The organism is Shimia aestuarii, from assembly GCF_900114635.1.
Taxonomy (GTDB): Bacteria; Pseudomonadota; Alphaproteobacteria; order Rhodobacterales; family Rhodobacteraceae; genus Shimia; species Shimia aestuarii.
Window position 1 is genome coordinate 1 of record NZ_FOTQ01000002.1, and the last position, 12,406, is coordinate 12,406.

At 62.4% G+C, this 12,406-nt stretch carries 11 protein-coding genes; all 11 read left to right on the forward strand.

Translation table 11 applies throughout. The features are described 5' to 3' along the window. Nucleotides 1-1,842: acetate--CoA ligase (gene acs, locus BMZ35_RS07715; protein ID WP_093092692.1), on the forward strand; the 1,842-nt coding region annotated here is incomplete at its 5' end. A gap of 6 nt (nt 1,843-1,848) precedes the next feature. Then, nucleotides 1,849-2,532 carry an adenylate kinase gene (locus BMZ35_RS07720; protein WP_093092694.1) on the forward strand — a complete coding sequence of 228 codons (684 nt, stop codon included), beginning with the start codon at nt 1,849-1,851 and terminating at the stop codon, nt 2,530-2,532. Between the two features lie 73 nt (nt 2,533-2,605). Further along, nucleotides 2,606-2,866: a DUF4212 domain-containing protein gene (locus BMZ35_RS07725; protein ID WP_093092696.1), complete on the forward strand. Its 261-nt coding sequence runs from the start codon at nt 2,606-2,608 to the stop codon at nt 2,864-2,866. A gap of 15 nt (nt 2,867-2,881) precedes the next feature. Further along, nucleotides 2,882-4,666, forward strand: a complete 1,785-nt coding sequence (locus tag BMZ35_RS07730) for a sodium:solute symporter family protein (RefSeq protein WP_093092698.1) — start codon at nt 2,882-2,884, stop codon at nt 4,664-4,666. 103 nt (nt 4,667-4,769) lie between these two features. Continuing rightward, nucleotides 4,770-6,599, forward strand: coding sequence for a DUF294 nucleotidyltransferase-like domain-containing protein (locus BMZ35_RS07735; RefSeq protein ID WP_093092700.1), 1,830 nt, complete (start codon nt 4,770-4,772; stop codon nt 6,597-6,599). A gap of 67 nt (nt 6,600-6,666) precedes the next feature. Continuing rightward, the gene (locus BMZ35_RS07740; RefSeq protein WP_093092702.1) at nt 6,667-7,185 is read left to right on the forward strand and encodes a hypothetical protein; all 519 of its coding nucleotides are present in this window, start codon (nt 6,667-6,669) and stop codon (nt 7,183-7,185) included. A 3-nt stretch (nt 7,186-7,188) separates the two neighbouring features. Further along, nucleotides 7,189-8,601, forward strand: a complete 1,413-nt coding sequence (locus tag BMZ35_RS07745; RefSeq protein WP_093092704.1) for a 3'-5' exonuclease — start codon at nt 7,189-7,191, stop codon at nt 8,599-8,601. 189 nt (nt 8,602-8,790) lie between these two features. Then, entirely contained in the window at nt 8,791-9,294 is a 504-nt protein-coding gene (locus tag BMZ35_RS07750) for a flavin reductase family protein (protein ID WP_093092706.1), read from the forward strand. Between the two features lie 82 nt (nt 9,295-9,376). Beyond that, nucleotides 9,377-10,318, forward strand: a complete 942-nt coding sequence (locus tag BMZ35_RS07755; protein ID WP_242654736.1) for a bifunctional enoyl-CoA hydratase/phosphate acetyltransferase — start codon at nt 9,377-9,379, stop codon at nt 10,316-10,318. Then, on the forward strand, nt 10,315-11,472 hold the full coding sequence (locus BMZ35_RS07760; protein WP_093092710.1) for an acetate/propionate family kinase: 1,158 nt from the start codon (nt 10,315-10,317) through the stop codon (nt 11,470-11,472). Before BMZ35_RS07755 ends, BMZ35_RS07760 begins: the two co-directional genes overlap by 4 nt. 84 nt (nt 11,473-11,556) lie before the next feature. Beyond that, entirely contained in the window at nt 11,557-12,372 is an 816-nt protein-coding gene (locus BMZ35_RS07765) for a universal stress protein (RefSeq protein WP_093092711.1), read from the forward strand. Nucleotides 12,373-12,406 lie beyond the last annotated feature (34 nt).

Sequence of the window (12,406 nt, forward strand, 5' to 3'; positions counted from 1 at the left end):
TTCTGGGCCGAGCATGGCAAGCGGATCGACTGGATCAAGCCGTTCACCAAGGTCAAGAGCACGTCCTTCGCGCCCGGTGAGATCGACATCAAGTGGTTCGAGGACGGCACGCTGAACGTCAGCGCCAACTGCATCGACCGGCATCTGGAGACCCGCGCCGATCAGACCGCGATCATCTTTGAGCCCGACGATCCCAACGAGGCGGCGCAGCACATCACCTATAAACAGCTGCACACCCGCGTCTGCCGTTTTGCCAACATTCTCGAGGAACTGGGCGTGCGCAAGGGCGACCGCGTCGTCATTTACCTGCCGATGATCCCCGAGGCCGCCTATGCCATGCTGGCCTGTGCCCGCATCGGCGCGATCCATTCGATCGTGTTTGCCGGCTTCAGCCCGGACGCGCTCGCGGCCCGCATCAACGGCTGTGACGCCAAGGTCGTGATCACCGCCGACACCGCGCCGCGCGGCGGGCGCAAGACCGCGCTCAAATCCAATGCCGACGCGGCACTGCTGCACTGTAAGGACTCTGTTAAGTGCCTGGTGGTAAAACGGACCGGCGATCAGACCACGTGGATTGCCGATCGCGATTTTGACTATAACGAAATGGCGCTGGAGGCGAACGACTACTGCAAACCGGCCGAGATGAGTGCCGAGGATCCGCTCTTCATCCTCTACACCTCCGGCTCGACGGGACAGCCCAAGGGCGTGGTGCACTGCTCGGGCGGCTATCTTGTCTATGCGGCGATGACGCATCAATACACCTTCGATTATCACGAGGGCGACATCTTCTGGTGTACGGCGGATGTGGGCTGGGTCACGGGCCACAGCTACATCGTCTATGGCCCGCTCGCCAATGGCGCCACCACCGTAATGTTCGAAGGCGTGCCGACCTACCCGGATGCCTCGCGCTTCTGGCAGGTCTGCGAAAAGCACAAGGTGAACCAGTTCTACACCGCGCCGACCGCGATCCGCGCGCTGATGGGCCAGGGCAACGAGTTCGTCGAGAAATGCGATCTTTCCGATCTGCGCATCCTCGGCACCGTGGGCGAACCGATCAACCCCGAGGCCTGGAACTGGTACAATGACGTGGTTGGCAAGGGGCGCTGCCCGATCGTCGACACCTGGTGGCAGACCGAGACCGGCGGCCACATGATGACGCCCCTGCCCGGCGCCCATGCGACCAAACCCGGTTCGGCGATGAAGCCGTTCTTTGGCGTGCACCCGGTTGTGCTCGACCCGCAGTCGGGCGAGCGGATCGAGGGCAACGGGGTTGAGGGCGTGCTCTGCATCGCCGACAGCTGGCCGGGCCAGATGCGCACCGTCTGGGGCGATCACGAGCGCTTCGAGAAGACCTATTTCTCGGATTACAAGGGCTATTACTTTGCCGGTGACGGGTGTCGCCGCGACGCCGATGGCGATTACTGGATCACGGGACGCGTCGATGACGTGATCAACGTCTCGGGCCACCGCATGGGCACCGCCGAGGTCGAAAGCGCGCTGGTGGCGCATGCCGCCGTGGCCGAGGCCGCCGTGGTGGGCTATCCGCATGACATCAAGGGCCAGGGCATCTATTGCTATGTCACCCTGATGAACGACGTGGAGCCGTCGGACGAGCTGATGAAGGAACTGCGCACCTGGGTGCGCACCGAGATCGGCCCGATCGCCTCGCCCGACCTGATCCAGTGGGCCCCCGGCCTGCCCAAAACCCGCTCGGGCAAGATCATGCGCCGCATCCTGCGCAAAATCGCCGAAAACGACTACGGCGCCCTCGGCGACACATCCACACTCGCTGACCCCTCCGTCGTCGACGACCTCATCGAAAACCGCATGAACAAGGGGTAAGGGCGGATGCTGGACACCAACAAAACCACCGCCCCCGTTCTGATCCTTCTCGGCCCTCCGGGCGCCGGGAAGGGCACACAAGCCCGCATGCTCGAAGAGAAATTCGGCCTCGTGCAGCTTTCGACCGGCGACCTTCTGCGCGCCGCCGTGGCCGCAGGAACCGAGGCAGGCAAGGCCGCCAAGGCCGTCATGGAAGCCGGTGATCTCGTCAGTGACGAGATCGTCATCGCCATCCTGCGTGACCGCCTTGGGGATGAAGACTGCGCGAAGGGCGTGATCCTCGACGGGTTCCCGCGCACCACGGTGCAGGCCGAGGCGTTGGACGCGCTGCTCGCGGAATCGGGTCAGAAAATCAACGCCGCCATCAGCCTTGATGTGGAAGACGCCGCCATGGTGACACGCATCTCGGGCCGCTACACCTGTGGCGCGTGTGGCGAAGGTTATCACGACGAATTCAAGCAGCCCGCCAAGGATGGCGTCTGCGACAAATGCGGCGGCACGGAAATGAAACGCCGTGCCGACGACAATGCCGAAACCGTGGCCAGCAGACTTGAGGCTTACCACGCGCAGACGGCACCGCTCATTGCCTTCTACGACGGCAAGGGCACCCTGCAACGGGTCGACGCCATGGGCGATATCGACGCGATCGCAGGAAATCTGAGCGCGATCGTCGCATCGGCGACCGCGTAAAGGGGAAGTGCAAGGGCGCGCGGGGGGACCCGCGCTAACTTGTGGAGGAAACGGAAACGAGGGAGGAGCCATAATGGCCGACAACTCATCCAACACTGCATACTGGTCCGCGAACGTGCGGATCATTCTGATCAGCCTCGTCATCTGGGCGCTGGTCTCTTTCGGGTTCGGCATCCTGCTGCGTCCGATGCTGTCCGGCATCGCCGTTGGCGGCACTGACCTGGGCTTCTGGTTTGCCCAGCAAGGGTCGATCCTGGTCTTCTTGGCGCTGATTTTCTTCTACGCCTGGCGGATGAACAAACTCGACGCCGAGCATGGCGTTGAGGAAGAGTAAAGGGACACACAAACAATGAGTCAGTTTGCAATCAACCTGCTGTTTGTTGGCGCGTCCTTTGCGCTCTACATCGGCATCGCGATCTGGGCCCGCGCGGGTTCCACATCTGAATTTTACGCTGCAGGCCGCGGCGTTCACCCTGTAACCAACGGTATGGCCACCGCCGCTGACTGGATGTCGGCTGCGTCGTTCATCTCGATGGCGGGCCTCATCGCCTTCACCGGCTATGACAACTCGTCCTTCCTGATGGGCTGGACCGGTGGTTACGTGCTTCTGGCACTGCTGCTTGCGCCCTACCTGCGCAAGTTCGGCAAGTTCACCGTGTCGGAATTCATCGGCGATCGTTTCTACAGCCAGACCGCACGTATCGTGGCGGTTGTCTGTCTGATCGTTGCCTCGACCACCTACGTGATCGGTCAGATGACCGGCGTGGGCGTGGCCTTTGGCCGCTTCCTCGAAGTCAGCAACACTGCTGGCCTGCTGATCGGCGCCTGTGTGGTGTTCGCCTATGCCGTTTTCGGCGGCATGAAAGGTGTGACCTACACCCAGGTAGCTCAGTACGTCGTACTGATCATGGCCTACACCATCCCGGCCATCTTCATCTCGCTGCAGCTGACCGGCAACCCGATCCCGGCACTGGGTCTGTTTGGCGACCACGTTGCCTCGGGCGAACCTCTGCTGGCCAAGCTGGACGCCATCGTTCAGGAACTGGGCTTCAACGAGTACACCGCACACCACGCCGACACCTTCAACATGGTGCTCTTCACCCTGTCGCTGATGATCGGTACCGCGGGTCTGCCCCACGTGATCATGCGCTTCTTCACCGTGCCGCGCGTTGCTGACGCACGCTGGTCGGCTGGCTGGGCGCTGGTGTTCATTGCCCTGCTGTATCTGACTGCTCCGGCAGTGGGTGCCATGGCGCGTCTGAACATCACGGACATGATGTGGCCCAACGGCACCAACGGCGAAGCGGTTTCGGTTGAACAGATCGAAAACGAGGCCCGTTACGACTGGATGGCCACCTGGCAGAAAACCGGTCTGCTGGACTGGGAAGACAAGAACGGCGACGGCAAAATTCAGTATTACAACGATCAAAATGCTGAAATGCAGGCCAAAGCGGCTGAAAAAGGCTGGGAAGGCAACGAGCTGACCAAGTTCAACCGTGACATCCTGGTTCTGGCCAACCCTGAAATCGCCAACCTGCCCTCCTGGGTGATCGGTCTGGTGGCTGCGGGTGGTCTTGCTGCTGCTCTGTCGACGGCTGCCGGCCTTCTGCTGGCAATCTCCTCGGCCGTGTCGCACGACCTCATCAAGGGCGCCATCAACCCGAACATCTCGGAAAAAGGCGAACTTCTGTCGGCACGTGTAGCCATGGCTGTGGCCATCGCGGTTGCAACCTATCTCGGTCTGAACCCTCCGGGCTTCGCCGCGCAAACCGTGGCTCTGGCCTTCGGTCTGGCTGCTGCGTCGATCTTCCCGGCGCTGATGATGGGTATCTTCTCGACCAAGATCAACAACACCGGCGCCGTTGCTGGTATGCTGGCTGGTCTGAGCGTTACCCTCGTCTACATCTTCCTGCACAAAGGCTGGTTCTTTGTACCTGGCACCAACAGCTTCACGGATGCTGATCCGCTGCTGGGCACCGTCAAGTCGACCTCGTTCGGCGCCATCGGTGCAGCCGTCAACTTTGCTGTCGCCTACCTCGTTGCAGGCGCCACCAAAGAGACCCCGCAGGAAATCAAGGACCTGGTGGAAAGCGTTCGTATCCCCAAAGGGGCCGGCGCGGCTCAGGACCACTGATAGCGGCTATGCGAGGGGTGCAACTGCGACCCCCCGCCCTCTTGCTAAACACGTCCCGCCCGGTGCATTCCGGGCGGGACTTTTCTTTTCAAAGGTGTGCGCCATGCCGCTGACTCAGGACCAGATTTCCCGCTTTCTTCATTCGGTTCACCCTTATGACTCGCTGCCCCCCGAAGTGCTCCCCGAACTGGCCGCCAAGTTCGAGGCCTGGGAGGTCGAACAGGGATTTTCTGTCTATGAACTGGGCGAGAAACTGCGCGGCCTGTTTCTGATCTACGAGGGCGCCATCGAAGTGTCCGACGAAAACGGCGTTGTCGTGTCCCATCTGGGTCTGCGCAACTCGTTTGGCGAACGCGGGTTGATGCGTGACGGCGTCGCCGTCACCAGCGCCACGGCGGATGCCCATTCGATCCTGTTGATGCTGCCTGCGGACGAGTTCCACGCGTTGGTGGAAACCTACCCGTCTGCCAAGCGGTTCTTCGACCGCTCGCGCGGCTCGCGCAAAGAGGAACAGAACGACCTCGCCACAAGCCGGGTCGACACGCTTATGGCGCATGACCCGGTCACGATCGCGGCCGATGACACGGCCCAGCACGCGGCACAGATGATGCGCGAACACCGGATTTCGTCGCTCTGTATCGCACAGGACGGCGCGCTTCAGGGCATCGTGACCAACCGCGATCTGGTGTCCAAGGTCATGGCGCCCGCCCTGCCCTATGACACCGCCATTTCCGAGATCATGACCCGGTCTCCCCTGACGCTGCCGTCTTCGGCCATCGGGTCCGACGTGCTGCACGCGATGATGGAACACCGCATCGGCCACGTGCCGATCGTGGATGCCGGGCAGCTTGTCGGCATCGTCACCCAGACCGACCTGACCCGCTTTCAGGCCGTGTCCTCTGCCGAACTCGTGTCCGAAATCGCCCGTGCCGACACCGCCGAGGAGATGGCCGCCGTCACCGCTCGCATTCCCCAGCTTCTCGTGCAGCTTGTCGCGGGCGGCAACCGCCACGAGATCGTCACCCGCCTGATCACCGACATCGCCGATACCGCGACGCGCCGGTTGCTAGCGCTGGCCGAAGCAAAACTCGGCCCCGCACCCGTGCCCTACCTCTGGCTGGCCTGCGGTTCGCAAGGGCGTCAGGAACAGACCGGCGTTTCGGACCAGGACAACTGCCTCATCCTTGATGACAGTGTCACCGACGAAATGCGCACCGGCTATTTCGCGGATCTGGCAAAATTCGTCTCGGATGGTCTGGATGTCTGTGGCTATTTCTACTGCCCCGGCGACATGATGGCGACCAACCCGCGCTGGTGTCAGCCGGTGCGCGTCTGGAAAGACTATTTCAACGGCTGGATCAACAAACCCGATCCCGAAGCCCAGATGCTCGCCTCGGTCATGTTCGATCTGCGCCCCATTGGCGGCCATGTCGACCTGTTCGAAAACCTTCAGGAAAGCACGCTCGACGCGGCGGCCAAGAACTCGATCTTCGTGGCCCACATGGTCTCGAACTCGCTCAAGCACCAGCCCCCGCTGAGCTTGTTGCGCGGCTTTGCCACGATCCGTTCCGGCGAGCACAAGAACCAGCTCGACCTCAAGGCCAACGGTGTCGTGCCCATCGTCGACCTCGGCCGTGTCTATGCGCTTCAGGGCCGCCTGAGCGCCGTCAACACCCGCGCCCGCCTTGAAGCCGCCGAAAGCGCAGGTGTGCTGAGCAGCTCGGGCGCGGCCGATCTGCTGGATGCCTATGACCTGATCGCCGAAACCCGGCTCGAACATCAGGTGGCCCTCGTCAAAAAGGGCCAGAAACCCGACAACTACCTTAGCCCCTCGGACCTTTCCGATTTCGAACGCAGCCATCTGCGCGACGCATTCGTGGTCGTGAAATCGCTGCAATCCGCCATCGGTCATGGCCGTGGCATGCTGAGCTGACACTTTCCGCGCGGCCCCGGTACGAGGAGACAACCGCGGCCGCGCCAACCCAAAAGGGAGGACGACCATGTTCCTGGAACTCGTCGCCACGTTCATCGCGGGTCTTGCCGGCGCTGGCCTGATGATGCTGATCAACCGCCTGACCGGGCGCCGCCTGCCCAAATGGCTGACCCCGGTCGCCGCCGGTGCCGCCATGATCGCCGCCACCATCTCGAGCGAATATGGATGGTACGACCGCACCCGGGACACACTACCCGAAGGGTTTTCCGTGGTGCAAACCGTGGAAAGCAAGGCGTTCTATCGCCCCTGGACCTATGCCTGGCCCTATACCGAACGCTTCGTTGCGCTCGATACGGCTTCTGTGCGCACCAACCAGAACCTGCCTGACATGCGCATGGCCGACCTGTTTTTTTATGGTCGCTGGTCGCCGCTCAACCGAATGACCGTCATGGTCGACTGTGTCGAGAACCGCCGCGCGCCGCTCGTCGATGCCATTGAATTCAATGACAACGGCGAAGTCATCGGTGCGGACTGGATACCGGTTGCCGAAACCGACCCGCTGCTGACATCCATCTGCGAGGCGTAACCCATGTTCCAGCACCTTTCCCTGCGCATTCGCATCCTGCTCTTCTTTGCCCTGATCGGGATCGGCGGAACGATCATCGTGGGCCTGGCGCTCTATTTCGGCTATCGCAGCGCCCTGAACGACGGGGTGGCCTCGGGGTTCCTTTTGGCCGGTATCCTTGCCGGGTTCGGGCTTCTGGGTCTCTCGGTGGGCATCTGGCTCCTGTTTGACGAAAACGTCGCCAAACCGATCGAACGACTCGCCGCCGCCATGCGCACCCGCGCCCATGCCGGGGTCAACGCTGATGTGGACAAGCATGCCGCCCGTTACCTCGGCGATCTCGCCCCGGCGGCCGAGGCGGTCTCGACCCAGCTCAACGAAACCGCGCTGAGCACGGCGCAGATGGTGGCGCTTGAAACGGAACGGCTGACGCTGGAAAAACAGCGCCTCACCGCCCTGCTGACCGAGGTGCCCGTGGCGATGATCCTGGTCAGCCCTTCCAACCAGATCGTGCTCTACGACGGACAGGCCGCCGAAGTGCTGCGCCAGATCGCGACACCGCGTCTCAACGCGTCGATCTATGACTATTTCAAACAGGAAACGCTGGAACGCGCCTACCAGAAACTGGTCAAGACCGGGATGGACGTGTCTTTCACCGCCGAAGGCGCCGCCAACAAGCTCACCTTCGATGCACGGCTCAAACCGATGGGTGCGGCCAAGGGCTACATGATCCTGATCGACGACGAACACGCCAAGATCACGCCGGATGCCGAACGCCCGCTGGTGTATGATTTCGACCTGCTCGATCAGCAGCCCGCAGATGACATCATGGTGACGCCGATCACCGACATGACCTATGTCGTGTTCGACAGCGAAACCACGGGGTTGCTACCGCATAAGGACGAGGTTGTGCAGCTGGGCGCGGTGCGCGTGGTCAAGGGCCGGATCGTGCCGGGTGAGAAAATCGACCAACTGGTCGATCCCGGCATCAAGATCCCGCCCGCCTCGACCAAGGTGCACCACATCACCGACGCCATGGTGGCCGGGGCGCCCGACATCGAACAGGTCTCACGTGAATTCCACCACTTTTCGCGCGGTGCGGTGATCGTCGCCCACAATGCCCCTTTCGACATGGCCTTCCTGCGCCGTCAGGCCAAGAGCATGGATATCGAATGGGACCACCCGATCCTCGACACCGTGCTTCTGTCGGCGGTGCTGTTCGGCGCCTCTGAAACCCACACTTTGGATGCGCTCTGCGACCGGCTCGGAGTGACCATCCCCGACCACCTGCGCCACACTGCTCTGGGGGACGCGCAGGCCACCGCCGAAGTGCTCTGCCGGATGCTGCCCATGCTGGCCTCGCGCGGCTATGACACGTTCGGCAAGGTTCTCGAACAGACCCGCAAACATGGCCGCCTGCTCGAAGACCTGAACTGACGCGATACCCGCCGCTTCATTTTGCCAGAAATACTCCGGGGGAGTCGCCCCCGGGCGACTGGGGGCAGCGCCCCCGCCCGGTCCAAACCGCGCTCTTCGCCCCACACCTGGCGACCGATTTTCCCCGCCCCCTTGCAACCCCAGCCAAATCGTCGCACATGAGGGTGAGAGGCGCGACGCAGGACAATCATGAATATGGCTCCCGAATTCGATCCCACGGCGGAAAACCAGCGCATTTATCGCGACGCGCTGGGGTGCTTTGCCACCGGCGTGACCGTGATCACCGCGTCGACCGCCTCGGGGCCGATCGGCATGACGGCCAATTCCTTTTCCTCGATCTCTCTTGATCCGCCGCTGGTGCTCTGGTCGGCGGCCAAGAACTCACAGCGCTACCCGTTTTTTGCCGCCGCCACCCGCTTTGCCATCCACGTGATGCGCGACGACCAAAAGGCGCTGGCGCTGGAATTTGCCCGTCGCGGTGACGCGTTCGACCAGACCAAATGGCATTCCGGCGCCTATGACGTTCCGCTGATCGACATCTGCCTTGCGCGGTTCGAATGCCGCACGCAGGCGGTGCATGACGGAGGCGATCACGCCATCGTGGTGGGCGAAGTCACCCATGTGACGTTGAATGACGGCGCACCTCTGGTTTTTGCCCAACGCGCCTTTGGCGGCTTCACCCCCGAAGCCTGAGCCGACCCAATGTCATAGCGATGACACGGACCACCGGCACCTTGCCAGCAGGCGAACCCACAAATACAGCAGGAGAGACGTTTTGGACGATCTGAAAGCACAGAAAGACAGCTTCGCAAAGATGCTCGAAGCCACCGCTCCGCTTGATCCCATTGCCACCGCCGTCGTGCATCCCTGTGACGTGGCCTCCCTGACCGGCGCGCTCGCCGCCCGTGACAACGGGCTGATCACACCGATTCTCGTAGGCCCCTCCGAACGTATCAAGGCTGCCGCCGCAGAGGGAGATCTCTCCCTCGACGGGCTCGAAATCGTCCCGTCCAAACATAGCCATGACAGCGCAGAAAAGGCCGTTTGCCTCGTGCGCGAGGGGCGCGCTCAGGCGCTGATGAAGGGCGCGCTGCACACGGACGAGGTCATGCAAGCCGCCATCGACAAGACCAAGGGGCTGCGCACCGAACGCCGCATGAGCCATGTCTTTGTGCTTGATGTGCCGAGCTATCCCAAGCCGCTGCTGATCTCGGACGCGGCGATCAACATTTTTCCCGACCTGCAGTGCAAGGCCGATATCGTGCAGAACGCCATCGAACTGGCCCATGCCATCGGCGTGGATCAGCCCAAGGTTGCGATCCTTTCGGCGCTGGAAACGGTCTATCCCAAGATCCCTTCCACGGTCGAAGCTGCCGCGCTCTGCAAGATGGCCGACCGGGGTCAGATCACTGGCGGTCTGCTCGACGGCCCGCTCGCCTTTGACAACGCCATTTCGAAACGCGCGGCCAAAGCCAAGGGCATCGTGTCCGACGTAGCTGGCGACGCCGACATCCTGATCGCCCCCGATCTCGAAGCCGGCAACATGATCGCCAAGCAGCTGATGTATCTGGCAGGGGCCGACAGTGCCGGACTGGTCCTAGGGGCGCGGGTGCCGATCATGCTAACCTCGCGCGCCGACGGCACGCTATCGCGGCTGGTTTCGGCGGCACTGGCACAGCTTCTTGTGCATGATCGGCTCGGAAAGGACCTGATGTGAGCGACGCGATCCTCGTTCTCAACTCCGGAAGTTCATCCATCAAATACGCGCTTTACGGCGCTTCGCCCGACCTTCCCCGCCTGCTGCATGGCCAGATCGACCGCATCGGCCTTGGGCCGGAACATGCCTGCGACGGGGTGGACACGCCCCTGCCCCTGCCGGGCGACGCCACCCATGCAGACATTCTCGACTGGTTGCTGGCCCACCTTCAACAAGAACACGGCGCGCTCTCGATCATCGCGGCGGGCCATCGCGTGGTCCATGGCGGACGCGATTTCGCCGAACCGGCCCAGATCACCGAAGACGCGATCGCCCGGATGGAACGCTTGGCGCCCCTTGCCCCCGCCCATCAACCGCACAACCTTGCCGGCATCGCCGCCGTGGCCCGCCGCTGGCCACAGGTTCCACAGGTTGCCTGTTTTGACACCGCCTTTCACCGCACCCAGTCGCGGATTGCCCAACTCTTTGCGATTCCACGGCAATTCAGCGACGATGGCGTTTTGCGCTATGGCTTTCACGGGCTCAGTTATCACTATATCTCGACCCGCCTGCCCGACGTTCTGGACAAGCCCGATGGCAAGGTGATCGTGGCGCATCTGGGCAATGGCGCCTCGATGTGCGCCATGGAAAACCGCCAGAGCGCTGCCACCACCATGGGTTTCACCGCGCTGGATGGGCTGGTGATGGGGCGGCGCTGTGGCGAGCTTGATCCCGGCGTGATCTTTCACATGCTGCGCGACCGCGGCATGACCGTTGCCGAGGTCGAAGACATGCTGGGCTCGGACTCGGGCCTCATGGGTGTCTCGGGGATCAGCTCGGACATGCGCGACCTTCTCGCCTCCGACGCCCCCGCCGCCAGCGAGGCGATCGACCTTTTTGTCTACCAGGCCTGCAAGAAGATCGGCGCCCTTGCCGCCACGCTAGGCGGGCTGGACGCGCTCGTCTTTACCGGCGGCATCGGTGAAAACAGCGCCCAGATCCGGGCCCGTATCCTTGAGGGCTGCGCTTGGCTTGGTGCCACGATGGACGCAGGCGCCAACGCCGCAAATGCGTCCCGGATCACCACCCCCGACAGCCGCCTTGCCGCGCATGTGATCCCGACCGACGAAGAGGGTATCATCGCCGTTGAAACCCGAAAACTGCTCCGCAATTAGGTGCCCCGACGGCAAGTCCTTACTTGCAAGTTACATTTTCAGGTGCTTCCCTTTCCCGAACACCTACGCATTCGGGGAAAACTGATGAGCATCAAGAACATATTGGTCGCCTATGGCGGCGAGTCCACGCGCAGCGCCGCACTCAAATACGCCATCAACGTCACCAAGTATCACGACGGATTTTTGACGGGTGTCGTGCGCCACGGCACTCCCGCCATTCAGCGCCGCTTTGCCGGCCAGGTTCCGCCGGACGTCATGGAGATGTTCGCCAAGGCCGATGCCGACCGCATGGCCGAAATCAACGAAGTCTTCACCACAAAGGCAGCCCTGGCCGGGCTTGAGGCGCGGGTTGATTTCATCGGCCTGGAAGCCGCCGACGGACAGTCGCTCTCGGCCTTTGCCCGCCATTTCGACCTGATCGTGACGGCCATCGCCCCCGAAACCGGCGAAGAGCACCTCGCTGCGGACCCGGATTCGCTTACGCTTTATTCGGGGCGCCCGGTTCTCGCCGTGCCGGACGCATTCGAGGCCAAGAAACTCTCCGATCACGCGCTGATCGCCTGGGACGGCAAACGCTGCGCTGCACGCGCCCTTGGTGATGCGATGGACGTGCTCGAAGACAAGGCCCGCGTCAGCGTCCTTGAGGTGGGCAAGGAAGAGGTGCCGGGCACCGACATCCTGCTGCGCAACCTCAAGCGCCACGGCATCGACGCCGAACTCGTCCGCCGCCCCCGTCATCGCTCGATTGCGCAGACGGTTCTGGAAACCACAGAAGAGGTCGGCGCCCAGTTGATCGTCATGGGCGCATTTGAACATTCGCGTTTCCAGCACAACCTGATTGGTGGTGTGACCACAGACGTAATGGCACAATCCAAGGTGCCGGTGTTCTTGTCGCACTGACCGGAAAGCCGACACCGACACGATACCGATAGAA

What these genes read in the sequence shown, in the direction of transcription:
- BMZ35_RS07720 (WP_093092694.1), top strand. Translation starts at nt 1,849, where the DNA reads ATGCTGGACACCAACAAAACCACCGCCCCCGTTCTGATCCTTCTCGGC.
- BMZ35_RS07740 (WP_093092702.1), top strand. Translation starts at nt 6,667, where the DNA reads ATGTTCCTGGAACTCGTCGCCACGTTCATCGCGGGTCTTGCCGGCGCT.
- BMZ35_RS07725 (WP_093092696.1), top strand. Translation starts at nt 2,606, where the DNA reads ATGGCCGACAACTCATCCAACACTGCATACTGGTCCGCGAACGTGCGG.
- BMZ35_RS07730 (WP_093092698.1), top strand. Translation starts at nt 2,882, where the DNA reads ATGAGTCAGTTTGCAATCAACCTGCTGTTTGTTGGCGCGTCCTTTGCG.
- BMZ35_RS07735 (WP_093092700.1), top strand. Translation starts at nt 4,770, where the DNA reads ATGCCGCTGACTCAGGACCAGATTTCCCGCTTTCTTCATTCGGTTCAC.
- BMZ35_RS07745 (WP_093092704.1), top strand. Translation starts at nt 7,189, where the DNA reads ATGTTCCAGCACCTTTCCCTGCGCATTCGCATCCTGCTCTTCTTTGCC.
- BMZ35_RS07750 (WP_093092706.1), top strand. Translation starts at nt 8,791, where the DNA reads ATGAATATGGCTCCCGAATTCGATCCCACGGCGGAAAACCAGCGCATT.
- BMZ35_RS07765 (WP_093092711.1), top strand. Translation starts at nt 11,557, where the DNA reads ATGAGCATCAAGAACATATTGGTCGCCTATGGCGGCGAGTCCACGCGC.